Origin of the sequence: Rhizobium sp. LC145 (assembly GCF_001005825.1) — a bacterium.
GTDB lineage: Bacteria > Pseudomonadota > Alphaproteobacteria > Rhizobiales > Rhizobiaceae > Neorhizobium.
Map to the genome: position 1 here is coordinate 251,386 of NZ_LBHV01000007.1, position 20,993 is coordinate 272,378.

The following is a 20,993-nucleotide window of genomic DNA, read 5'->3' on the forward strand; positions in this document are numbered from 1 at the left end:
GGAAAAAGTCGATCGAAAGGATTCCGTGAAAGCCGCATCCGCGCGGCTTAGGTTCAGCCCGTCACATCACGGGGGACCGCATGACTGGAACGCATGAACATGAAGCTGAATGGAACGGCCGCGTTGCCGCTGCAGCCGCCCTTGTTCCATCGCGCCTGTCGGCAACCGCGCCGGGGGTATACTGGTTGCGGGGGCAGGATTTGAACCTGCGATCTCCGGCTTATGAGACCGGCGAGGACGACCAAGCTCCTCTACCCCGACAGAATGGAAAAACGGCCGGGACGGTCCGCCAAGGAAGCCTTGTCCCGGCCGAGTACGCGCCATTGCCAGGGAAAGCAACTCGCGCGGGTCGGCGACCACCAGGGAGGAGGAGCAGCCACCGAAAGAAATGGAAAACGGGAGGCCTGTCATTCGGCAGCCTCCGGTATCGGGCCAAACACATCAGGACGAAGACTATGTCTAGAAACGCCCGTTACCTGCTCTACCGCCAGTACACGAGTGGCAGGGACTTTGTCCCATTGCAACACTGCAGCCGGCGTCAAACCAAGTCGACGAGCAAGCTCGCTCGCGCTTCCAACGCGAGCAATTGCTTCCTGAAGTGGGGCGGGGTGATCGGCCATGCGCATTTGTAAGCATAACTTAGAATTGGATGCAAGTTATAATTTGCTGGAAATAGGGCCAACCAATAGGCGATTTATAAGCATGTCTAAGAAAGAGAACGCTCTCAAGATTGGCCTAGCAATCAAAACCGCTCGCAAACGCCGAGGGCTTGTCCAGCGCAACATTGCTGAATCTCTTGGTATCGAGGTCGCAGCCGTAGGAATGTGGGAAAGCGGAAAGAATTCCCCATCTTTCGATAATCTGCGGCGTACCGCTGCATTGCTGCGCGTGGATGCAAGCGCCCTATCCGAGGGCGAGATCGTATATCTGGATGACGAAGGTTTGGCGGATGCCGAGGTGATTTCCGACTTGTCGCCACCACCTAGCGGCCCGATGGATGTACAACTGTTGGGCGTTTCTTATGGTGGAGATGACGGCGACTTTTCCTTCAATGGCGAAGTCCAAGGCTTCGTCCGCCGGCCACCCGGCGTTGCATCGTTAAAGAACGTTTTTGCTTTGCACGTCCTAAGCGACAGCATGGTACCCCGCTACGATCCCGGAGAGGTCATTTATTGCGGAGGACGTGAAGCAGTACCTGGAGACCATGTTGTGATAGAGATGTTTCCGGAGGAGGAAGGCCACGTGGGAAAGGCCTTCATCAAAAAATTGGTTCAGCGAACAGCTAAAGAAATCATCGTCGAGCAATATAATCCCGCCAAGCGGATTAGGTATGACCGTTACGCTGTTAAGCACCTTTGGCGCGTAATTCCCTTGAAAGAGCTACTTGGTTTCTAAGAACCTCTCGCTCCGCTCTGATCCGATCAGCGTCACGGTCAAAGAAAGCCTGCACCGAAACGTTCTTGCCGGGCAAACCATCAGCACGACAGGCAGAGCATGAAAGTTTCGACGCAACCTCGTGTAAGCACGTGTGGAGCGTAACCCCGCGCTTCGTGATCTGCGACGGAGCAATCCACCTACTCCGACCGCAATCTGCGCACTCGATGCCAAGTCGCGCAACGGAGCCCAATGCCATCTCTGCAGGCATGAATTAACCTCCTGTTCTCATTCCGTTCTGTTATTGATTCTTTTCCGAAAGGAGTCGAGTCTGATTCGTTCTAAGTCTTGCTTATAATTTTCGCTTGCCTCCAGTTATAATTTTTGCTTACATCTCTCCATCCGAGCCATGAAGGCTTGGACGATCCCCGCCGAAAAGGTCCGGCGCGCCTCACCCCCTAAGCGCGCCGGACCAGCGGGAAGCCCAGTTGGATGGAGAGAACAATGCAGCCCCAAAACCATAACGCTTACCCCCTCTGCCGGAACCGCGACGAGAAAGTTGCATGCGTTGCGGAAGCGATGCGCCGCCTTGGCGAAGGATGCACAGCGCAGGACCTCAAGAACTGCCTCGGGATTACCGATGCCCAGCTGAATGATGTCGTCGATGATGCCCGTGCCCGCGCAGTGCACCTGAGCGTGCGCCAGACGCGGTACTCAATTCCGGCCCGTCGCGCCGCCTGATCCGCTTCGGTGTCCGTCTCTGTGACCCCAGGAGACGGCATCCGAAACGGATCGGAGGATAGAGCCGTGACGGAACGCAACTATTTTACCCCTTTCATCGTCGACGATCCCGGCCCCGAGGCTCGGGAGGCCATGCTTTTCGACGGTGAGGCAAAGGTCAGACACGAGTGGAAGCCGAAACGCTTCTACATCGCGTGCGCCATTGCGATTGCCCTGCTCTCGCTGCTCGGCGCCGGTGCGCTCGCCGGACAACGCGTGGCTGAAATCGAGGCCCGGTTTGCGGCCGAGGCGCTCGTCTGATGAGCGCCGAGATCCTCACCTTTCCGGTTCCGGTCGAGGAACAGCGCGTACAGCTCGTAAAGAGCGAGACCCGCGACTGGCAGATGACGCAGCTTTTGCGCGCAGCCGAGTATCTCGACGCCGCCAGGCTTGAGCTTTCGCAGGCGGCAAACCGGCTTCACCACGGTGGCGAGCTGACCGACGACGATCCCGCAACATCGGGCCAGACGCTCGAATCTGCGCTCATCGCGGTCGTTTCCATCACCAATCTCATGGGCGCCACCAATGCGAACCGCGATGTCGCGCGCGTTGCTCGCGTCTGGCTTCAGGTAAATGGGAGTTCCGATGATGTCGGTTAAGCTGAGAAGCAAACGACGACTGCCGATCAACGAGCGCCTCCGGGCGGAAGCGGCCAAGGGCTATGGCCTCGCTGAGCTTTCCGATCGGTATCATGTCAGCATCGATCATATGCGCCGGCACCTGAAAAGGCTTGGCATCAACATCCGTATGCACGGATCTCCGTCTCCTCGCGATCCATCCGAGCCCGCGCCCGATCGCTTCGTCGTCGAAAAGCGCGTCACCGCGGCGGAATTCGGCGGCACCAAGACCATCCGCATCAGCCTGCCACGCATCTCCATGCACGTGGCCTACGTGGAGGGCCGCCCGTGACCACATCGACCGGCATCCTCGAAACCGGGAACCGCTTGGAAGTCGCTGCTGCAGCAATCAGCCAGCTACATGCTCAAGGAGCGATCCCGGCCCTGACGACCAAGCAGGTCCTGCAGGTGGCGGAGGCGGTACTTTCCAGCATTTCCCCCAACTCCGAGAACCTCCTTCAGGGCGGGGTTCTCGATGCGTTACGTCGAGCCGAGAGGTTCATGTGCGGCTTCGAGGGCGATGAACTCCAGGAAGGTCTCGATGCCGATTTGAGCGCGGTTCGCGAAGCGATCGGGCTGATGGAGGCTTCCAATGAAAAATAAGTTAGTCGATCTAAACAACCATCTTTTCGCCCAGCTCGAACGCCTCGGCGATGAGGAACTGACTGCCGAGCAGCTCGAGCAGGAAGTGAAGCGGACGGATGCCATGGTCGCTGTCAGCACGCAAATCCTGCGCAACGCGGACCTCAGCGTTCAGGCGGCGAAGCTGGTGGCGGAATATGGCGGCAACTACGAAAAAGTTCTGCCCATGATCGAGGGCACCAAGTCATGAGGCGGGCCCCAATTCCTTATAGCGCCGCCGAAATGGCGTGGCTTGAGGCCAACTTCGGAATGGTCATCAGCGACTATCACCGCGCCTTCGTCGAGAAGTTCGGCCGCTCCGATGTTTCGCTTTCCCACCTTCATAGCTTGCGCAAGCGCAAGGGTTGGAAGGTAGGACGCGGGGGCGGCCGCTATCTCGGTCGATTGAGGAAGTTCAGCGAGGCTGAGATCCAATGGCTGCGCGAGAACCGCACCATGACGATCGGTGAATATCACCGGGCGTTTTCCGATCAGTTCGGTCGCGACGACGTAACCGCTGAAAATCTTCACGCACTTCGCAAGCGGCAGGGCTGGAAAACCGGCCGCACTGGCCAGTTCGAAAAAGGTGCAGAGCCGGTGAACAAGGGTAAGACGTGCCCCCCTGGCGTGGGCGGCCGACATCCCAACGCGCAGCGGACGCAGTTTCGCAAAGGCCAGGTGCCGCACACATTCCGGGGAGCCGGGCACGAGCGGATCGATACCAAGGACGGTTACGTCGTCATCATCGTCGATGAAGAAAACCCATGGACCGGCGCGAAAACCCGGCCGGTCCATAAGCACCGCTGGCTTTGGGAAAAGAAACACGGCCCAATCCCTGACGGCTTCGTCCTCAAGTGCCTCGACGGGGACAAGACGAACTGTGACCCGTCGAACTGGGAACTGATCCCGCGCGAAGTCCTGCCGCATCTCACCGCTCGTTTTGGAATGGCCTACGACCAGGCCGAACCTGAACTCAAACCGACCATCATGGCCGTCGCCAAGCTCAAGCACGCCGTGAAGAAGGCGCGGGAAAGGAAGTCAGCATGACCGACAAGCTTACAAAATGCCCGGCTTGTGGTGGGCTCGGATACTTCCGCTGCGACTGCTGGCCGGGTGATTGCATCTGCGGCCAGGACGAAGACACATGCTTTGAATGCGAAGGTGAAGGGTTGATAGACCCAACCTATGACGACGACTTTGGCGTTCCCATTGAGGAACCAGTCACCCCGCCACCCGAGAACCATTTGCGGGTAAAGCCGCTTGAGTGGGCGGACGAGGACGAAGGCCTTGAGTGTTGGCGCGCCCGTCCAACTGTCGGACCGATCTATACGGTCGAGGACGATGGTTTCTCTTCCCTCAAGTACCACGTCACCGCGCATCAACTCGTGCTGGGGAACTTTGGCGATCTCGCCACTGCCAAGGCTGCGGCTCAGTCCGACTACGAGACCCGTGTTCTATCAGCCATTGAAGGAGCGGGCCGATGAGTTGGGGCGACACTTTCAACCGCCACAAGGCGACCGGCATGGACCCTAGCGCCGCCGCATTCATCGCGGACAAGGGCGAACCCGCCCGCAAAAAGAAGGCGGATAAGGACGAAGCTATCCGTCTGCTGAGCGCCGCTGTCGATCTGTGCATTCAGATGATGAACGACAACGGGCTACACCTCCCGCATACGGTTGAGAAGGCTCGCGAGGCTCAGGCGTTTGCCGGAACCTACCCATCGCCCCAACCGAAAATGCCGGTGGCCGTTGACGCCTACATGCGGCTGATCTCGCTCTTCGACCAGGACGAGACGGCCGGATCATTCCTCAGCGAGGACGGTGAAGGCGGCTTCGTCGGCGGCGTCTACCGGATGGCTCGCGAGATTGACATGCTCCGTACCGGCATCAAACGGCTGTCTGACGAGGAAGAGCTTTGCGGCGAGACAATGCCGGAAGAAGACGCCTTCAATCTCGTACGCATGGCCGCCAAGCTGGCTGCAGCAGAGGCTGAAAACGACCGGCTGCGTAAGATGCTCGCAGGATGCGATTGGTATTGGCCGGAAGATGATACGTCATCGGACGCATGCGCCGATGGCCGTTGGCAGCTTGCCGAGAATATCGATGCACGGCCTGGCGAAGTGTTCGGCTACTCACGCGGCGGCGTTGTCGAGACCCGCTATTACGGCTTTCTCGAAGCGGCCGAAGACGCAGGAAGCGACGACCAGTTCGAAGTCGATGAGCCAACCCGTGAGGCAGCAGAGGTAAAGATTGCCGCTGAGCTGCAGCGCCGCGCCGCCCTCACCACGGAGGGCCAGGAATGAACTGGTTCTTGACCGCGAAGGCTGGCGACAAGATCGTTTGCATCAACGATGCGGACAGGGGGAAGGCGTGGCCGACGTGTCGGGCTGCCGGCTGCCGATTTCCGGAGAAGGGCCGCATCTACTCTATCCGACAGATCGCTTATTCAGACTTCAAGGGCCATTGGTGCCTCCGACTGGTTGAGATCGTCAACCCGGACGTGACTTTCCCGCCGTACCGTCCTGGCGAGCCGACGTTCCATGTGCGGCGCTTCCGGCCGCTCGTTTCGCGGCCGACCGATATCTCCATTTTCACCGACCTGCTGAAGCGTGCCGCTCAGTCGCAGAAGGAGCGAGCATGACAAATTCTGTCACCCACACTCGCAGCTATCCCACCTACATCATCACCCAAGAGCCCCGCCAAGTGCCGAGACGCAAAGGGCCGTTCTACGGCAACAAGATGGTCGAGGACTTCCTGCGGGAAGCCTACCGCTACAACCCGGAGATCATCTGCATTGTCATCGACATGGAGGCAGAGGACAACACTTGGTATCCGGAGCACGGCTACGAGTGGCTGGACATCAACGGCGACGGCCGCAAGCGACACCCCCGCAAAGACCGGCCGTCTTCCCCATCGCCACAGACGAATGCGGCAGGCAATAGCGTCTTCCCATCGAAAGAAGAAATCCACCATCTGGCGAAGTTGGCTCTTGAGGAGATGCAGAAAGAAGCGACAACCGACCCTGCCGCGTGGATCGCCTCGTATGAGCGGATCATCGTGTCGTATCGGCGACTCGCTCTGGCGAAACAGCAGGCGGCAGACAGCGCATCGCCACCGCCCCAACAACATTTGCAGCCGACTGACGATCTGCGAAAGCGCGTCATGCGGGCCATCTTCGATCCCGGCGCAACGGAAGGCTTCAAGGGCGACCGCGACCTGACGACATGGCAGACGGACGCCGTGATGCGCGCCCTCGCAGTGGAGGGTTCGGCAGCATGAGCATCACCGCAGATCACATCCTTGATGCTTTGGTTGCGGCCAGCACCGAGAAGATCTGGGCGACCGAAGTCCCGTTCCGTGGCTCTACTACCCGCATCGACTTCTGGACGTTGGAACCCACCAAGTCCGCCGGCTTTCGTGCCACCAGCTACGAAATCAAGGTCTCTCGGCAGGATTTCAAGCGTGACAGCGAGGAGAAGCAAGCCGGCGCTTTGCGCCATTCCGACCGCTTCATCTACGTGACCCCGCCCGGCCTTCTGACAAAGCTGGACGTGCCATCGTGGGCAGGTCTCTTCGAATGGGATGGCTCGACATGGCGCGTCGTGAAGCGACCGCCTCGCTTGGAGAAAGCCGCCGAGCCGGGATGGGGTCTGCTGGTAGACATCTTGCGAAACAGCGGCCAGTGCCGACGCGATATCGCGATCCTGACCCTTCGCATTCAGATGGCCGAGCGCCAAGCAAGGCAGAACAGCGGCTACCATGCCTACGGCTATTCGCCCCTGTCTCGCCTCAACCAGCGCTTCGCATATCGCGCGCTGAAGGACGATCGCACCCTTCCCACGCTCAAATCAAGGAGCGGATCATGACCGAGAAGAACGCGCCGCCCCAAACGAGTTTGCGGGTGCCGGTAACCCGCGAAGATGCCATCAAGTTTCTTGAGGGAGCTTGCCGCAACTGGTCGAAGGTGCCGCGCCTATCGAACGATGATCTGCAGGATGTGGCAACGGAACTATCTCGCTTTGTTGCGTCCCGCGCCCTCGCCACCACGGAGGACTCGAACAATGGCTGAGAACAGCAAGATCGAGTGGACCGACCACACCTTCAATCCATGGATTGGCTGCACAAAAGTCTCCCCGGCCTGCGACGGCTGCTATGCCGAGAACCTGATGGCGAACCGCTACGGTCGCGTCCAGTGGGGAGCTGGCGAGGATCGTCAGCGAACAGGCAAGGCCAACTGGCGCAAGCCGATTGCTTGGGACAAGGATGCTGCCGCCACCAACAGCAGGCCATTCGTTTTCTGCGCCTCTCTCGCTGACGTGTTCGACAACGAAGTTGACGAGATGTGGCGCTATGACCTGATGAACCTGATTGAGGCAACGCCGAACCTTGTATGGCTCCTGCTTACGAAGCGCATCGGCAATGTCTTGAAGATGACTGATCCGGCGCGCGGCAACCGGATGCTACCGCGAAACGCTGCCATCGGCGCGACGATCGCCAATCAGGCCGAATACGATCGTGACCGGATGAAGCTCCGGGAGGTCAAAGAGGCGCTTCAGCCGCTGTTTACGTTCGGCAGTCATGAGCCCCTTCTAGGACGGATCATTCTCGACAAATACGCGCCCGATTGGATCATCACCGGTGGCGAGACTGACCAGGGGCCGCACAAGGCGCGACCAACCGACCCTGACGACTTCCGATATCTGCGGGATCAGAGCCGAGAGCTTGGCCGCGCATTCTTCATGAAGCAGATGACGCGCAAGGCGCCGATCCCTGCCGATCTCCTTATCCGCGAGTGGCCGGAGGTAGCATGACAAATCCTGACACCCACGCGCCCGCATCGAAAAAGCCGGAGGTCGCCGATGGTTGAGTTTGAGATTGGTGACGATGATCCGATTCCTCTGGCGGATGCAGCTCGCCTGTTCTTTCATGGGCGCTTGACGAAATCATCCCTGAGGACAGAAGCTGGAAAAGGCAACCTGGAGATCATCCAGATTGCCAACAAAGACTTTGTCACCCGCAACGGGATTAAGAGGATGATTGAGAAATGCCGCAAAAACGCCGGCCCGCAAGGCTCTGGCTCCGACCAGACACAGGAACATGGGTCATCAAAGACGGTTCCCAACGCATCAGCACAGAGTGCCCTGAGAGCGAAGTTGAGGCAGCGCAGGGAAAGCTCGCCGAGTACATCGCGAGCCAATATCGGCCCCAGCGCAGCAATCGTTCCGCTGAAGTCACGATAGGCGACGTGCTTCTGGTTTACCTTGAGGAAAAAGCCCCAAAGACGGCCCGACCGAAAGAAACCGAGGGAATGATCGACCGCCTGAACGAGTTCTTCGGAGATCTGACGGTGGCTGAACTGCGCGGTCAGGCTTGCCGCGATTTCGCTGATGACCGTGGCAATGAAGGCGGCTCCAGGCGCGACCTTGAAGTGCTTCGGGCAGCCATCAACTATTATCATGCCGAGCATACCCTCGACATGGTGCCGAAGGTAACCCTTCCGGCGAAGGGCGATCCTCGTCAAACTTGGCTAACTCGACAGGAAGTCGCAAAGCTTCTGAGAGCTGCACGGAACGGGTTCCGTAGCCAGCACCTCATTCGCGTCATTATGATCGGTCTCTATACAGGAACGCGCCTGTCGGCGATCCTCAATCTGCAGTGGATACCAAATACCACTGGTGGACACGTCGACCTTGAACGCGGGGTGATTTACCGGAAAGCCGAAGGGCAGCGCGTTTCCCACAACAAGCGGCGCACGCCTGTGAAGATCCCGCCGCGGCTGATGAGGTTCCTGCGGTACTGGAAAGCTGCCGATACGAGCATCGACGAGACTGGCCAGGAGGTGAGGCTCCGTTATGTGGCACACTATCAGGGCGAGAAGTTCGTAAGCCCACACAAGGCCTTCAGAGGCATTCGCGCCGCCGCAGGATTGGGCGACGATGTGACGCCGCATGTATTGCGTCATACCCGCGCAACGTGGCTGGCTCAGGCCGGCGTCGATATCCACCAGGCCGCGTCGTCCCTCGGGTTGACGGTAGAGGAGTTCGAGCGGACCTACGCACACGCTAGTCCGGACTTCCAGAAGGCGGCTGCGAACGCCTTTTGAACCCGGACGGTAAATCGTCCGATACTGAAACGGTCCGCAATCGGTCCGTAAATCTAAAAAGGGCTTTCGCGGAGGAAGTCATCTCGGGATGAAAACCCTTGTAGGCCAAGGCTTCTAGCTGGTCGGAGTGGCAAGATTCGAACTTGCGACCCCCACGTCCCGAACGTGGTGCGCTACCAGACTGCGCTACACTCCGTGACCAGCGGCGCCTCTATAGACCAGCCTTCCGCGTTCCACAAGCGGGTTTCCGAATTTTCTGCAACGAGATTGTGACGGCGGCGGAACCCCCTCGAAAGCAAGGAGCGGCGGGAAGCGTGGCAAAAAAGCGGCGCTTGCAAATTTTCAGCAGAAGCCCCGTGCATCCGCTGCGAAGCCGGCGAAAAATCTGTTAGGTGCATCGCACATAGAGCGCCTTCCGGCGCTTGCGACAACAGGGGCTTTAGGGACATGAACCGCCGCATCATCGCATCGACCGCATTCTTCGCCATCGCACTTTCGGCCTGCACCAGCACAGGGCCCATCGTGGCCGCCAGCAACCCCATCGAGGCGCGCTGGGTGGGCCGTTCGGCCGGCGAGTTCTTCGCGAAGTATGCGCCGCCGCTCAGCGATGTCGAAAGCGGCTCCAACACCATCTACAGCTGGCGCGGCGGCTACAAGCGCGTCAAGCTCGCCAACGGCCGCAACGCCAGCGTGAGCTGCTCGGCGCAGATCACCGTTTCGCAGGACTACACGATCCGCGACATCAAGATCATCGCCGACCGCCCCGGCACCAATGGCCCGAGCTACTGCACGGAGCTGCTGACGGGGGAGTAAGACCCGGACAGTTGATTGTGGAGAATACAGAGCCCGCCGGTGAAGATCGGCGGGTTTTCGTTGCACAAAAATAAACGTGCCGAATGAACTGGCAACGTATGGCTGGGGCGCCAGGATTCGAACCTGGGAATGCCGGTACCAAAAACCGGTGCCTTACCGCTTGGCGACGCCCCACCATGGCGCGGGCGGCGATCGGAAAACGGCCGCCCCGCAAGTGCCGCCTGCTCTAGCAAAGCTTCGCGCGAGCGGCAATCATGCCGTGACGGTTTTTTGAAGATTTCCTCCGCCGCCTCATGCTAGAGCACGGGCAAGTTTTTCGACGGATCATGCCATGGCGGACGAAGACGACGTGACGGAACCCTCATTCGATCTCGAATTCGCGCCGGCCTATGGCACGGCGGTGCCGGTCGCCGACGGCGTGGAGCGGCTGACCGTCAACAATCCCTCGCCCTTCACCTTCCACGGCACCAATACCTATATCGTCGGACGCTCCTCCGTCGCCGTCATCGATCCGGGTCCGGAGAACGAGGCGCATTTCGAAGCGCTCATGGCGGCGCTGAAAGGCCGCGAGGTGACGCATATCTTCGTCAGCCACACGCATCGCGACCACTCGCCGCTTGCCCGCCGGCTGAAGCAAGCGACCGGGGCGCTCACCGTCGCGGAGGGGCCGCACCGCGCCTCCCGGCCGCTCCATGCCGGCGAGACGAACCCCTTTGCCGAAAGCGCCGATACCGATTTCATGCCGGATATCGCGGTGGCCGACGGGCAGGTGATCGAGGGCGACGGCTGGGCGCTTTCGGCCGTGCATACGCCGGGCCATACGGCCAACCACACCGCCTTTGGGCTCGAGGGCACGGGCGTTCTCTTTTCCGCCGATCATGTGATGGCCTGGGCGACCACGATCGTCGCGCCGCCGGACGGTTCCATGGCGGATTTCATGGCCTCGATCGAAAAACTGCTTACCCGCGAGGACCGCATTTTCCTACCCGGCCATGGCGGGCCGGTGAGGGAGCCCGGCTCGTTCCTGCGCGGACTTCGGGCGCATCGGCGCATGCGCGAGCGGGCCGTGCTGGAGCGCATCCGCTCGGGCGACCGGCTGATCCCCGATATGGTGAAGGCCATCTATTCCAGGACAGATCCGCGCCTGCATGGCGCGGCAGCACTTTCCGTGCTCGCGCATCTGGAAGATCTGATCGAGAAGGGCCGCGTCGTGACAGACGGGCCGCCCTCGCTTACCGGCGCCTATTGGATCGCCTGATTTCAGCCGCCGGAAATCCCCAAAAGCTCCACGTCCAGCCGATCGAGGAAATCCTCGGCGATCACCGCGCCGAGCCCGAGGTCGTGCGGGCCATAACGGGAGGCGACGCGGATATCGACCGAGGTGGTCTCGGCATCCTCCCTCAGCCGGATCACGACATCGAACCGCAGCCCGAGGACGAGCGTGCGCGTCTCTCCCTGCAAAAGCAGGTCGCCGGCTGTCAATTCCGGATCGGCAAGCAAGGGTTCGGGGCGCTGCAGCGGGATGGGCGCGACATCCGGGACGACCGCCTGATCGTCTCCCGGCGCCGGGCGCTCGCTGATATCCGGCTCCACCAGTTCCAGGCCTTCGTTGCGGGTGATCGTGATGCGGGCGGAGAGCGCGGCATTTTTTACGCCCTCATAGACGCGGTCGAGCGCGCCTTCGTAACGCCGGCCGGTGAGCCCCGGATAGGCGGCGAACTGCGCCCGGCGATCGGCCGGCGTGACGGTCGCGGAGCGCGGCATCCATTGCTGGTCCGCGCGCGGCTCGTTCACCCAGTCCGGCGGGTCGGAAAGGTCGGTCGAGATATCGTGAAGCGCAGGCTGCGTGTAATAGAGGAAAGCTCCGGTCGCGACCGTACCGAGCGGCAGGGCGGCGTAAATGAGGGCCTTTGCGGCGGCAACGCCGCCGCTGGCGCCCACCTGCCAGAGGCGCGCGAGGCCGATCAGCGCGAGCGGAACCGCGGCTGCAGCGATCGCAGCCGATAGGAAGAGGAGAGCCACGAAATCCGGCCCGGTCAGCGGCCCGAAGCGATGGGCAAGTGCTGCCAGCAGGAACAGGACAAGCGCGGCGAGACCGATCCGCCGGGCGGCATAGGCCGAATGGGAAACGGGCCTGACGAAGCGGACGGTCATCTTGCAGGAACATCCTCGCGAAGAGATGGTCTTCAATGTATAGATTCAATGTGTAGAACAGGTCGGCGGGGAATGGAATCGGGATCGTTCCGTCCCGCCGAGCTTATGGAGCCTTGCCATGCGACCCTATCGCCTCATCCTCCTCGCGGCCCTTCCGCTCCTGCTTGCAGCCTGCGAAACCATGTCGCCCGAGGAACGCCGCGCCGCCGACGAGCAGCACTGCAGGAGCTACGGCTTCCGGCCGGCCACGGAAGGCATGGCGCGCTGCCTGCTCGACCTCGATCTCGACCGGCGGGCGGAAAGCCGCAGCTGGCGCGATCAACAGGCGCGCACCGCCTGGGGCCCCATGTTCGTGGAACGGCGGGTGATCATTCACGATCGCAGACGGTGAAGATCGCCGCATCGGCGCCGGGACGGGCATGACCAGAGACATCCACTATTTTTCCAGCCGCGACTATGCGCGGCGCACCGGCGGCTTCGTCTACAACAGCCGCCTGACAGAGGCGCTTGCCAGGCAAGGGGGCCGCATTCTGCCGATCGGGATCGAGACGGCGTTTCCCACGATAGGCCAGGAAGCGCTTGCGGCACTCGCGCCAAACCTTTCTGCGATCGGCGGGAACGGTCTGCTCCTCACCGATCACATCCATGTCTGCCAGCTCCTGCCGCTCTTGTGCCACGCGGCGTTTCCGGTGGTTTCCATCTTCCACCACTCGCTTGTTGTGGAGCACGGCAATCCGCACGACGAGGAAGGGTTAAGGCTTAGCCGGATGGAAGGAGAGGCGCTCGCCGCAAGCCAGGGCATCATCGCCACGTCGCAGGAATCGAGGCGCTATCTCGAGCAGCACTATTCCATCGACGCCAAACGGATCAGGGTCGCCGTGCCCGGAAACGAGCGGGCTTCCCGATCGGCCGTCGGTGCCACACGGCCGCTGCAGATCCTGTCCATCGGCGCGGTGATTCCCCGCAAGCGCTACGACTATATCCTCGAAGCGGCAAGCCGATTGCGCGCGACGGACTGGCGGTGGCGGATCGCGGGCGACCCGAACCGCTATCCCGAGCTTGTCGCGCAACTCCGCAGAAGCATCGCCGACCTCGGCCTTGGCGGCCGCGTCGAGCTGCTGGGAGAGGTTTCCGACAGCGATCTCGCTTCTCTCTGGCAGACCACAAGCCTTTTCGTCGCCGCATCGCGCTACGAGGGTTACGGCATGGCCGTGGCGGAAGCGCTTAGCCGCGGCGTTCCGGTGGTCACGACGGATTCCGGCGCGGTGGCAACCTGGGCGAGCGGCGGAGTGATCGGCGCACCGGCGGACGACGCGCCGGCAACGGCCGCGCTCATCGATGCGCTGCTTGCCGATCCTGAGCGTCTTGCCACGGAAGCCGAACGCGCCTGGCGCTTCGGCCAGTCGCTACGGACCTGGGAGGAGACCTTCGAGGGCATGGGCGAGTGGATCGGCGGATTGCAGAGTACCGTCGCCGAAGCCCCGAGATAAGGCCTTCACTCTTCAGATCGCCTCTGCGATACTTGCAGCATGAGCACGACGCCAAAACCCATTTCCGTTGCGGATGCAATCTCGCCGGTTACGCCTTCCGAGGCGACGGAGGATGTGCTCGAATGGCAGATGAGGAAACTCAAGGAACGGCAGAAAGCAGCCGACGAAGGGCGCTTTGCCTCGGCGGAGGCCGTTCGGAGCGTTATCCGCAAATTCATCCCCAATGGATGAAATCATCTGGCTGGATGAAGCCCTTCAGGATCTCGACGACATCGGCTCCTATATCGCGCTCGACAATGTCGTGGCCGCCGAACAGGTAGTCCGGCGTATTGTCGAGGCAGTTGCCCTGCTTGCCTGGCATCCGAAGATCGGCCGCTTGACGGCCGACGAGGATACGCGTCGGCTGGTCATCAGCGGAACACCCTACATCGCCTTTTACCGCCTGCGTGAGCGGATCGAGATACTGGCGATTTTCCATGCCTCCCGGAAATGGCCGGAGCATCTTTAGAAGCCAATCGCTCCTATTCCAAACATGCTTTCCTCTGCTCGATCGCGGCTTGAGCGGCGGCGAGCCGCGCGATCGGCACGCGGAAGGGCGAGCAGGAGACATAGTCCAGCCCGGCCTCCTCGCAGAACCGTATCGAGGCCGGATCGCCGCCATGCTCGCCGCAGATGCCGAGCTTGAGGTCCGTACGGGTGGAGCGGCCCCGCTCGGCCGCCAGCCGGATCAGTTCGCCGACGCCATCGAAATCCAGCGAGATGAAGGGATCGTGCTCGATGATGCCCTTCTTCTGGTAGATCGGAATGAAGCCGGCCGCATCATCTCGGGAGATGCCGAAGGTCGTCTGGGTCAGGTCGTTGGTGCCGAAGGAGAAGAACTCTGCGGTTTCAGCGATCACATGAGCGCGGAGCGCGGCGCGCGGCAGCTCGATCATGGTGCCCGCCAAATAGCCGATCCTCCTGCCGCTTTCCTCGCCCACGGCGGCGGCCACGCGATCTATGACGCCCTTGACGTAATCGAGTTCCGAACGAAGGCCGACCAGCGGCACCATGATCTCCAACTCGACCGGCTCGCCGGCCTTTTCGGCGGCGGCAACCGCGGCCTCGAAGATGGCGCGCGCCTGCATCTCCGCGATTTCCGGATAGGAAATGGCAAGACGGCAGCCGCGCAGGCCGAGCATCGGGTTGAACTCGTGCAGCGCATCGACGCGGCGGCGCAGGAAAGCGGGCTCCATGCCCATGGCCCTGGCGACGTCGGCGATCTCCTCGTCCGTCTTCGGCAGGAATTCGTGGAGCGGCGGATCGAGAAGGCGGATCGTCACCGGCAGACCGTGCATGATCGTGAAGAGCTCGATGAAATCGGCGCGCTGCATCGGCAGCAACTCGGCAAGTGCTGTGCGGCGCCCCTCCTCCGTCTCCGCGAGGATCATCCGGCGCATCACGTGAATGCGGCCGCCCTCGAAGAACATGTGTTCGGTGCGGCAGAGCCCGATGCCTTCGGCACCGAACGAACGGGCAGCGCGGGCATCCTGCGGCGTATCGGCATTGGTGCGCACGGTCATGCGGCGGGTCTTGTCCGCCCATATCATCAGCCGGCCGAAATCGCCCGAAAGCTCCGGCTGGATCATCGGCACCGCGCCCTTCAAAACCTGGCCGGAAGAACCGTCGATGGTCACCGTGTCGCCGCGCTTCAGCGTCACGCCGCCGAGCCCCATCAGCACCTCATTGCGCAAATCGACGCGCATGGAGCCGGCGCCGACCACGCAAGGAATGCCCATGCCGCGCGCGACCACCGCCGCATGGCTGGTCATGCCGCCGCGCGTGGTCAGAATGCCCTCGGCCGCGTGCATGCCGTGAATATCCTCCGGGCTGGTCTCGATGCGGACGAGGATGACCTTGCGCCCCTCCTCCTCGGCCTGGACCGCCTCCTCCGCCGTGAAGACGATCTCGCCGGTCGCAGCCCCCGGCGATGCGGGAAGGCCGGAGCCCACGAGGTGACGTTCCACGCGCGGATCGATGGTCGGATGCAGCAGCTGGTCGAGCGAGGCCGGCTCTATGCGGCAGATCGCCTCCTCTTCCGTAATCAGCCCCTCTTCCACCATATCGACGGCGATCTTCATGGCCGCGCGGGTCGTTCGCTTGCCCGAGCGGGTCTGCAACATCCAGAGCTTGCCGCGCTCGACGGTGAACTCGAGATCCTGCATATCGCGGTAATGCCGCTCCAGCCGGGCGCAGATTTCCGTGAACTCGGCAAAGGCCTCGGGCATCAGCTTTTCCATCGAGGGCCTGTCAGAGCCGGAGGCAAGCCGCCCCTCCTCGGTGATCGCCTGGGGCGTGCGGATGCCGGCCACGACATCTTCCCCTTGGGCATTCACCAGGAACTCGCCGTAAAGCGCGTTCTCGCCGGTCGAAGGATTGCGGGTGAAGGCGACGCCGGTGGCGGAAGAGGAACCGAGATTGCCGAAGACCATGGCCTGGACGTTGACCGCCGTGCCCCAATCCTCCGGAATCCGGTGAAGCATGCGGTACGTGGCGGCGCGGGGGTTCATCCAGCTTGCGAAGACGGCGGCGATCGCCTTCCAGAGCTGCACATGCGGGTCCTGCGGGAAATCCTCGCCCAGCTCCTCCTCGATCACCCGCTTGTAAAGGCCTACGACATGCTGCCACTCCACCGCGGAGAGCTCGGTATCGAACTCATGGCCGAAGCGCGCCTTCTCGTCCTCCAATATCTCCTCGAAGATTTCGTGATCCAGCCCCATGACCACATCGGCATACATCTGGATGAAGCGGCGATAGCTGTCCCAGGCGAAGCGGGCATCGCCGGCGTCATGGCCCAGCGCCTGCACCGTGCGGTCGTTGAGGCCGAGGTTCAGCACCGTATCCATCATACCGGGCATGGAGGCCCGCGCGCCGGAACGTATCGAAAGAAGAAGCGGTCTGGCGCCGCCGCCGAAGGCGCGGCCGGTCAGCCCTTCTATACGGGAAATCCCCTCCAGCACCTGCGCCTTCAGATCATTCGGCAGGGTGCGACCGTTGTCGAAATACCAGGCGCAGGCTTCCGCGACGATGGTGAAGCCGGGCGGGACCGGCAGGCCGAGGCTCGCCATCTCCGCGAGATTGGCGCCCTTGCCGCCGAGCAGTGCAACATCGGCGGCCCGCCCTTCCGCCTCGTCGCCGCCGAAGCGATAGACCCATTTCACCATGCCTGCTCTCCACCCGCCGCAGTATTTTTCTTAACGATTACAGCTTTTGCGACAGTTTGGAAACGCTTCACGGCAGGATTATGTTGCAATGCAGCAATCGATTTGCCGAAAAGGGTCAGGGAAAGGGCGTGGGAGGAAGGGAAAGCAAAGCTTTGCGGGGCCGGATCACAAGCGGCCCCGCAAAGCTTTCCGTCCAGGACAGGAGACCCGGACGGGGGGTACATGAAACTGTTGGACCGTCGAAACCCTAACGCGGGTTAAGAATTGTGACGGGATAAAGGCATGTATAGCCCATTTCGAACATCACCCATATGGGTGATTTAACGCATTTGAATCGAATTTTCGGGGATGAAATATCGGGGTCGGAAGCCGGCCGTCAGCTTGCTTCGCGCATCAGCTCGGCGGTCTGCAGATCGACGGAAACGAGCTGCGAGACCCCCTGTTCGGCCATGGTGACGCCGAACAGCCGGTTCATGCGCGCCATGGTGATGGGGTTGTGCGTGATGATGACGAACCGCGTCTCGGTGGAGGCGGCCATCTCGTCCATCAGGTTGCAGTAGCGCTCGACATTGTGGTCGTCGAGCGGCGCGTCCACCTCGTCCAGCACGCAGATCGGCGCCGGATTGGTGAGGAAGACCGCGAAGATCAGCGCCATCGCCGTCAATGCCTGTTCGCCGCCCGAAAGCAGCGTCATCGTCTGCGGCTTCTTGCCCGGCGGACGCGCCAGGATTTCCAGCCCGGCCTCCAGCGGATCATCCGATTCGATGAGCTGCAGCTCGGCCGTGCCGCCGCCGAAAAGATGGGTGAAGAGGCGCTGGAACTCCGTGTTGACCACGTCGAAGGCGGCGATCAGCCGCTCGCGCCCTTCGCGATTGAGGCTCTGGATCGCGCCGCGCAGCTTGCGGATAGCCTCGATCACGTCATCCCGTTCGCGCACCAGCGTCGCGAGCTTTTCGGCAAGCTCCTGCTGTTCCTCGTCGGCGCGCAGATTGACGGCACCGAGCCGCTCACGCTCCATCTTCAACCGGTCCACCTCACGCTCGATATCGCGCGGATCGGGAGGCGCACCCCCCGCCTGGAGACCGGCGAGACGCAACACCTCGTGCGGCGCGACGCCGAGCGCCTCGCGGATGCGCTGTTCGCTTTCATGACGCTTTTCGGCGGCCGAAACCAGGCGCTCCTCGGCCCGGCCGCGTTTTTCACGCGCCTCGGCAAGCTCCAAAAGCGCGGTGGCGGCTATCTGGTCCGCCTCGCGTTGGCGGGTTTCGGCCTCGGCCAGCCGGTCGGAGGCCATGCGGCGCGCTTCCTCCGCCTTCTGCAGCTCGTCGATCAGGGCGCGGCGCTTGTCGTCGAATTCCTCCGGCGCGGCTTCGAGATCGACGATCTCTTCGCGCGCCTCCTCCTCGCGTTCCCGCAAGGTCGCCACATGATCCTCGGCGCTCGCGGCCCGGGCCTGCCACGAGGTGCGTTCCTGGGCGATCGCGCACAGCCGGCGGCGGCGTGCCTCGATCTCGCGGTTCAGCCCTTCGTGACGCGCGCGCGCTTCGGCGAGCAGGCCGCGATCGGTCGCAACCGCCATCTGCTGGTCGCGCAGCCGCTCATCCATATCCGAAATATCCGGCGCGTCTTCCAGTTCGACCCGGGCATTCTCCTCCTGAAGGCCGAGATCCTCGAGCTGCGCCTTCACCTGGCTCACAGCCTCCGCCACCACATCGCGGCGGCGCATCAGGTCGCCGGCGGCGCGTTCGGCGGCGGCCAGCACATCGCGGGCTTCGGCGAGCTGGCGCGCGGCAAGCCTGCTGCGATCGCGCGCATCAGCAAGACGCCGCTCCTGCGCGGCGATTTCGCCGGCGGCGGCGGCGGCCACATCTTCCGCCTCGGAGAGCAGGATGCGCGCCTCGTCGATTTCCGCTTCCAGCTCAGAAAGCCGGTTCTTCTGGGCGAGCCGAAGGGCGGCGGCACCCGGCGCCTCCGATCCCTTCACATGGCCATCCCAACGGTAGACCGCGCCTTCTTTCGTCACCAGGCGCTGGCCGGGCTTCAACAGCGCCACCAGCCTCACGGCATCCGCCAAGTCAACCACGCCGATCTGGCGCAGGCGGCGGGCGAGTTCCGGGGGAGCCGTCACGCGATCGATGAGCGGTTCGGCGCCCTGCGGCAAGGCCGGATCGTCGGCGCCATCGCCGTTGAGCGACCAATGGGCCGGAGCGGAGGCATCGACCGGGCTTTCGAGATCATCGCCCAGGGCCGCGCCGAGTGCGGCTTCATAACCGCGATCGACGCGGATCATTTCCGCGACCGGCGCGAAATCACCCGACGCATCGCCGGCAGCGAGCATCTTGCGGATCGTCCGGGCTTCCGTTTCGAGCCCGTTTAAGCTTGCGCGGGCAGCTTCCACGGGCGCGCGGGCAAGCGTCTCGTTCGAACGCGCCTCGGCAAGCGCCGCCTCGACCTCCTCGGCCATGGCCGCTGCTTCCTCGACCGCGAACTCGGCCGCTTCCACAGTCTCACGCTTTTCGGAAGGATCATCGAGACCGGAGAGCCGCTCGGTGATCGAAGCAAGCTCCGCTTCCGCCTCTCCCAACTGCCGGTCGAGCCGTTGGCGCCGCTCGGAAAGATCGCGGATCAGCCGTTCGAGCTGGTTGCGCGCCGCCGCGGCCTCGGCGCGCTCGGCAGTGATGGCGGCAAACAGCTTTTCGCTTGCCGCAAGGGTTTCGGCAGCCGCCTCGAAGGCCACCCGCACATCCTCTGCCTCCACGCCGGAATCGGCCAGGAGCTCATTGAGTTCGGCCTCCTCCTGGTCGAGCTTGGCGAGAAAGGCGGCGTTATCCGCCACCAAGCGCTCCTCGCGCCGGATATCCTCGGCGAGCTGCGCAAGGCGGCGGGTGAGTTCGTCGCGGCGTTTCAGGAGCCGGTTAACCTCCTCCTCGAGCTGGCCGCGGGCGATCTGCAGGCGCTGGAGCGCTGCTCCCGCCTTCGCCTCCTCCTCGCGCAGTTCCGGCAGCTTGAGGCTGGCGATGCCCTGCCCCTTGGCGGCCTCCATCTGCGCCTGCGCCTTTTCGGCGACGACGATGGTCGCCTGGTTGAGCGCGCTTTCGGCCTCTCCCTCGGCCTCCTTCGCCTGCACCCAGCGGATATGCAGCAGCATGGCCTCGCGGGAGCGGATATCGGCGGACAGCGACTTGAAGCGGTTCGCCTGGCGGGCCTGGCGCTTCAGGCTCTCGATCTGGCTTTCGAGCTGCGTGACGACATCTTCCAGGCGCTCCAGATTGCCTTCGGCAGCGCGCAGGCGAAGCTCGGCCTCATGACGACGCGAATGCAGGCCGGAAATGCCGGCCGCCTCTTCCAGAAGCTGGCGGCGAGCCTGCGGCTTTGCCTGGATCAGCTCACCGATGCGCCCCTGCCCCACCATGGAAGGCGAGCGGGCGCCGGTCGAGGCATCGGCGAAAAGAAGCTGGACATCCTTGGCGCGCGCTTCCTTGCCGTTGATGCGATAGATGGAGCCGGATTCCCGCTCGATACGGCGGGAGACCTGGATCTCGTCGCTATCGTTGAAGGCGGCGGGCGCGGTGCGGTCGGAATTGTCGAGGTGAAGGCCGACCTCGGCGGTGTTGCGGGCCGGGCGGTTGCCGGAGCCGGAAAAGATCACGTCGTCCATGCCGGACGCGCGCATGTTCTTGTAGGAATTCTCGCCCATCACCCAGCGCAGCGCTTCGACAAGATTGGACTTGCCGCAGCCGTTCGGGCCGACCACCCCGGTCAGCCCGCGCTCGATGACGAATTCCGTCGGCTCCACGAAGGACTTGAACCCGACGACGCGCAGCTTGGTGAACTTCATG

General features: G+C 62.5%; 26 protein-coding genes and 3 tRNA genes. 22 read left to right on the forward strand and 7 right to left on the reverse strand.

What is annotated here, in order from left to right; translation table 11 throughout:
* Positions 1 to 182 precede the first annotated feature (182 nt).
* Positions 183 to 262: transfer RNA gene (locus YH62_RS19370), tRNA-Met, on the reverse strand.
* Between the two features lie 145 nt (positions 263 to 407).
* A complete protein-coding gene (locus YH62_RS29585) occupies positions 408 to 626 on the reverse strand; it encodes a Cro/CI family transcriptional regulator (RefSeq protein WP_348625774.1) in 219 nt (72 codons plus the stop codon).
* Between the two features lie 76 nt (positions 627 to 702).
* On the opposite strand from YH62_RS29585, the gene YH62_RS19375 reads away from it, so the two are divergent.
* From YH62_RS19375 to YH62_RS19450, 16 genes are all read left to right on the forward strand, one after another.
* Positions 703 to 1,395: a helix-turn-helix transcriptional regulator gene (locus YH62_RS19375; protein WP_046795892.1), complete on the forward strand. Its 693-nt coding sequence runs from the start codon at positions 703 to 705 to the stop codon at positions 1,393 to 1,395.
* 483 nt (positions 1,396 to 1,878) lie between these two features.
* A complete protein-coding gene (locus YH62_RS19380) occupies positions 1,879 to 2,115 on the forward strand; it encodes a hypothetical protein (protein WP_046795893.1) in 237 nt (78 codons plus the stop codon).
* 66 nt (positions 2,116 to 2,181) lie between these two features.
* Positions 2,182 to 2,415 carry a hypothetical protein gene (locus YH62_RS19385; RefSeq protein ID WP_046795894.1) on the forward strand — a complete coding sequence of 78 codons (234 nt, stop codon included), beginning with the start codon at positions 2,182 to 2,184 and terminating at the stop codon, positions 2,413 to 2,415.
* The gene (locus tag YH62_RS19390) at positions 2,415 to 2,753 is read left to right on the forward strand and encodes a hypothetical protein (RefSeq protein ID WP_046795895.1); all 339 of its coding nucleotides are present in this window, start codon (positions 2,415 to 2,417) and stop codon (positions 2,751 to 2,753) included. The genes YH62_RS19385 and YH62_RS19390 overlap by 1 nt, the downstream gene beginning before the upstream one ends.
* Complete coding sequence (locus YH62_RS19395; protein ID WP_137326667.1) at positions 2,740 to 3,063, forward strand: hypothetical protein; 324 nt, start codon at positions 2,740 to 2,742, stop codon at positions 3,061 to 3,063. The genes YH62_RS19390 and YH62_RS19395 overlap by 14 nt, the downstream gene beginning before the upstream one ends.
* Positions 3,060 to 3,374: a hypothetical protein gene (locus YH62_RS19400; protein WP_046795897.1), complete on the forward strand. Its 315-nt coding sequence runs from the start codon at positions 3,060 to 3,062 to the stop codon at positions 3,372 to 3,374. Before YH62_RS19395 ends, YH62_RS19400 begins: the two co-directional genes overlap by 4 nt.
* Positions 3,364 to 3,603: a hypothetical protein gene (locus YH62_RS19405; protein ID WP_046795898.1), complete on the forward strand. Its 240-nt coding sequence runs from the start codon at positions 3,364 to 3,366 to the stop codon at positions 3,601 to 3,603. Before YH62_RS19400 ends, YH62_RS19405 begins: the two co-directional genes overlap by 11 nt.
* 245 nt (positions 3,604 to 3,848) lie before the next feature.
* Entirely contained in the window at positions 3,849 to 4,439 is a 591-nt protein-coding gene (locus tag YH62_RS19410; RefSeq protein WP_197082540.1) for an HNH endonuclease signature motif containing protein, read from the forward strand.
* Positions 4,436 to 4,876 (forward strand): hypothetical protein, encoded by a 441-nt coding sequence (locus tag YH62_RS19415; protein ID WP_046795899.1) that lies wholly within the window; start codon positions 4,436 to 4,438, stop codon positions 4,874 to 4,876. Before YH62_RS19410 ends, YH62_RS19415 begins: the two co-directional genes overlap by 4 nt.
* Positions 4,873 to 5,694: a hypothetical protein gene (locus tag YH62_RS19420; RefSeq protein WP_046795900.1), complete on the forward strand. Its 822-nt coding sequence runs from the start codon at positions 4,873 to 4,875 to the stop codon at positions 5,692 to 5,694. Before YH62_RS19415 ends, YH62_RS19420 begins: the two co-directional genes overlap by 4 nt.
* Positions 5,691 to 6,032, forward strand: a complete 342-nt coding sequence (locus tag YH62_RS19425) for a hypothetical protein (RefSeq protein ID WP_046795901.1) — start codon at positions 5,691 to 5,693, stop codon at positions 6,030 to 6,032. Before YH62_RS19420 ends, YH62_RS19425 begins: the two co-directional genes overlap by 4 nt.
* Positions 6,029 to 6,670, forward strand: coding sequence for a hypothetical protein (locus YH62_RS19430; protein ID WP_046795902.1), 642 nt, complete (start codon positions 6,029 to 6,031; stop codon positions 6,668 to 6,670). Before YH62_RS19425 ends, YH62_RS19430 begins: the two co-directional genes overlap by 4 nt.
* On the forward strand, positions 6,667 to 7,257 hold the full coding sequence (locus tag YH62_RS19435) for a hypothetical protein (RefSeq protein ID WP_046795903.1): 591 nt from the start codon (positions 6,667 to 6,669) through the stop codon (positions 7,255 to 7,257). Before YH62_RS19430 ends, YH62_RS19435 begins: the two co-directional genes overlap by 4 nt.
* Positions 7,254 to 7,460, forward strand: a complete 207-nt coding sequence (locus YH62_RS19440; protein ID WP_046795904.1) for a hypothetical protein — start codon at positions 7,254 to 7,256, stop codon at positions 7,458 to 7,460. Before YH62_RS19435 ends, YH62_RS19440 begins: the two co-directional genes overlap by 4 nt.
* Entirely contained in the window at positions 7,453 to 8,202 is a 750-nt protein-coding gene (locus YH62_RS19445) for a DUF5131 family protein (protein WP_046795905.1), read from the forward strand. The genes YH62_RS19440 and YH62_RS19445 overlap by 8 nt, the downstream gene beginning before the upstream one ends.
* A 233-nt stretch (positions 8,203 to 8,435) precedes the next feature.
* On the forward strand, positions 8,436 to 9,494 hold the full coding sequence (locus YH62_RS19450; RefSeq protein WP_245282136.1) for a site-specific integrase: 1,059 nt from the start codon (positions 8,436 to 8,438) through the stop codon (positions 9,492 to 9,494).
* 119 nt (positions 9,495 to 9,613) lie between these two features.
* Here the strand turns inward: YH62_RS19450 and YH62_RS19455 are convergent.
* Positions 9,614 to 9,690: transfer RNA gene (locus tag YH62_RS19455), tRNA-Pro, on the reverse strand.
* A 251-nt stretch (positions 9,691 to 9,941) separates the two neighbouring features.
* On the opposite strand from YH62_RS19455, the gene YH62_RS19460 reads away from it, so the two are divergent.
* Entirely contained in the window at positions 9,942 to 10,307 is a 366-nt protein-coding gene (locus tag YH62_RS19460) for a hypothetical protein (protein WP_046795906.1), read from the forward strand.
* Between the two features lie 99 nt (positions 10,308 to 10,406).
* Here YH62_RS19460 and YH62_RS19465 read toward each other — a convergent pair.
* Positions 10,407 to 10,481, reverse strand: a tRNA-Gln gene (locus YH62_RS19465).
* Between the two features lie 175 nt (positions 10,482 to 10,656).
* Here YH62_RS19465 and YH62_RS19470 point away from each other — a divergent pair.
* Positions 10,657 to 11,565, forward strand: a complete 909-nt coding sequence (locus tag YH62_RS19470; protein WP_046796071.1) for an MBL fold metallo-hydrolase — start codon at positions 10,657 to 10,659, stop codon at positions 11,563 to 11,565.
* Positions 11,566 to 11,567: 2 nt separating this feature from the next.
* On the opposite strand, the gene YH62_RS19475 is transcribed toward YH62_RS19470, so the two are convergent.
* On the reverse strand, positions 11,568 to 12,461 hold the full coding sequence (locus tag YH62_RS19475; protein WP_046795907.1) for a DUF1499 domain-containing protein: 894 nt from the start codon (positions 12,459 to 12,461) through the stop codon (positions 11,568 to 11,570).
* 118 nt (positions 12,462 to 12,579) lie between these two features.
* Here YH62_RS19475 and YH62_RS19480 point away from each other — a divergent pair, with 118 nt between their 5' ends.
* The 4 genes from YH62_RS19480 to YH62_RS19495 are packed head-to-tail and all read left to right on the forward strand — an operon-like array spanning position 12,580 to position 14,459.
* On the forward strand, positions 12,580 to 12,852 hold the full coding sequence (locus YH62_RS19480) for a hypothetical protein (RefSeq protein ID WP_046795908.1): 273 nt from the start codon (positions 12,580 to 12,582) through the stop codon (positions 12,850 to 12,852).
* A 28-nt stretch (positions 12,853 to 12,880) separates the two neighbouring features.
* Complete coding sequence (locus YH62_RS19485) at positions 12,881 to 13,951, forward strand: glycosyltransferase family 4 protein (RefSeq protein WP_052760465.1); 1,071 nt, start codon at positions 12,881 to 12,883, stop codon at positions 13,949 to 13,951.
* A gap of 39 nt (positions 13,952 to 13,990) precedes the next feature.
* Entirely contained in the window at positions 13,991 to 14,182 is a 192-nt protein-coding gene (locus tag YH62_RS19490; protein WP_046795909.1) for a hypothetical protein, read from the forward strand.
* On the forward strand, positions 14,175 to 14,459 hold the full coding sequence (locus tag YH62_RS19495; RefSeq protein WP_046795910.1) for a type II toxin-antitoxin system RelE/ParE family toxin: 285 nt from the start codon (positions 14,175 to 14,177) through the stop codon (positions 14,457 to 14,459). Before YH62_RS19490 ends, YH62_RS19495 begins: the two co-directional genes overlap by 8 nt.
* 13 nt (positions 14,460 to 14,472) lie before the next feature.
* Here YH62_RS19495 and ppdK read toward each other — a convergent pair whose 3' ends face one another.
* Both ppdK and YH62_RS19505 read right to left on the reverse strand, forming a co-directional pair.
* Complete coding sequence (ppdK, locus tag YH62_RS19500) at positions 14,473 to 17,154, reverse strand: pyruvate, phosphate dikinase (protein WP_046795911.1); 2,682 nt, start codon at positions 17,152 to 17,154, stop codon at positions 14,473 to 14,475.
* A 376-nt stretch (positions 17,155 to 17,530) separates the two neighbouring features.
* A complete protein-coding gene (locus YH62_RS19505; protein ID WP_046795912.1) occupies positions 17,531 to 20,992 on the reverse strand; it encodes a chromosome segregation SMC family protein in 3,462 nt (1,153 codons plus the stop codon).
* Between the last annotated feature and the right edge of the window lies 1 nt (position 20,993).

Excerpts from the sequence above, each read along its gene's own strand:
- YH62_RS29585 (WP_348625774.1), bottom strand. The coding sequence starts at position 626 with ATGCGCATGGCCGATCACCCCGCCCCACTTCAGGAAGCAATTGCTCGC.
- YH62_RS19375 (WP_046795892.1), top strand. The coding sequence starts at position 703 with ATGTCTAAGAAAGAGAACGCTCTCAAGATTGGCCTAGCAATCAAAACC.
- YH62_RS19380 (WP_046795893.1), top strand. The coding sequence starts at position 1,879 with ATGCAGCCCCAAAACCATAACGCTTACCCCCTCTGCCGGAACCGCGAC.
- YH62_RS19390 (WP_046795895.1), top strand. The coding sequence starts at position 2,415 with ATGAGCGCCGAGATCCTCACCTTTCCGGTTCCGGTCGAGGAACAGCGC.
- YH62_RS19395 (WP_137326667.1), top strand. The coding sequence starts at position 2,740 with ATGATGTCGGTTAAGCTGAGAAGCAAACGACGACTGCCGATCAACGAG.
- YH62_RS19405 (WP_046795898.1), top strand. The coding sequence starts at position 3,364 with ATGAAAAATAAGTTAGTCGATCTAAACAACCATCTTTTCGCCCAGCTC.
- YH62_RS19410 (WP_197082540.1), top strand. The coding sequence starts at position 3,849 with ATGACGATCGGTGAATATCACCGGGCGTTTTCCGATCAGTTCGGTCGC.
- YH62_RS19415 (WP_046795899.1), top strand. The coding sequence starts at position 4,436 with ATGACCGACAAGCTTACAAAATGCCCGGCTTGTGGTGGGCTCGGATAC.
- YH62_RS19420 (WP_046795900.1), top strand. The coding sequence starts at position 4,873 with ATGAGTTGGGGCGACACTTTCAACCGCCACAAGGCGACCGGCATGGAC.
- YH62_RS19425 (WP_046795901.1), top strand. The coding sequence starts at position 5,691 with ATGAACTGGTTCTTGACCGCGAAGGCTGGCGACAAGATCGTTTGCATC.
- YH62_RS19430 (WP_046795902.1), top strand. The coding sequence starts at position 6,029 with ATGACAAATTCTGTCACCCACACTCGCAGCTATCCCACCTACATCATC.
- YH62_RS19435 (WP_046795903.1), top strand. The coding sequence starts at position 6,667 with ATGAGCATCACCGCAGATCACATCCTTGATGCTTTGGTTGCGGCCAGC.
- YH62_RS19440 (WP_046795904.1), top strand. The coding sequence starts at position 7,254 with ATGACCGAGAAGAACGCGCCGCCCCAAACGAGTTTGCGGGTGCCGGTA.
- YH62_RS19445 (WP_046795905.1), top strand. The coding sequence starts at position 7,453 with ATGGCTGAGAACAGCAAGATCGAGTGGACCGACCACACCTTCAATCCA.
- YH62_RS19450 (WP_245282136.1), top strand. The coding sequence starts at position 8,436 with ATGCCGCAAAAACGCCGGCCCGCAAGGCTCTGGCTCCGACCAGACACA.
- YH62_RS19460 (WP_046795906.1), top strand. The coding sequence starts at position 9,942 with ATGAACCGCCGCATCATCGCATCGACCGCATTCTTCGCCATCGCACTT.
- YH62_RS19475 (WP_046795907.1), bottom strand. The coding sequence starts at position 12,461 with ATGACCGTCCGCTTCGTCAGGCCCGTTTCCCATTCGGCCTATGCCGCC.
- YH62_RS19480 (WP_046795908.1), top strand. The coding sequence starts at position 12,580 with ATGCGACCCTATCGCCTCATCCTCCTCGCGGCCCTTCCGCTCCTGCTT.
- YH62_RS19485 (WP_052760465.1), top strand. The coding sequence starts at position 12,881 with ATGACCAGAGACATCCACTATTTTTCCAGCCGCGACTATGCGCGGCGC.
- YH62_RS19490 (WP_046795909.1), top strand. The coding sequence starts at position 13,991 with ATGAGCACGACGCCAAAACCCATTTCCGTTGCGGATGCAATCTCGCCG.
- YH62_RS19495 (WP_046795910.1), top strand. The coding sequence starts at position 14,175 with ATGGATGAAATCATCTGGCTGGATGAAGCCCTTCAGGATCTCGACGAC.
- ppdK (WP_046795911.1), bottom strand. The coding sequence starts at position 17,154 with ATGGTGAAATGGGTCTATCGCTTCGGCGGCGACGAGGCGGAAGGGCGG.
- YH62_RS19505 (WP_046795912.1), bottom strand. The coding sequence starts at position 20,992 with ATGAAGTTCACCAAGCTGCGCGTCGTCGGGTTCAAGTCCTTCGTGGAG.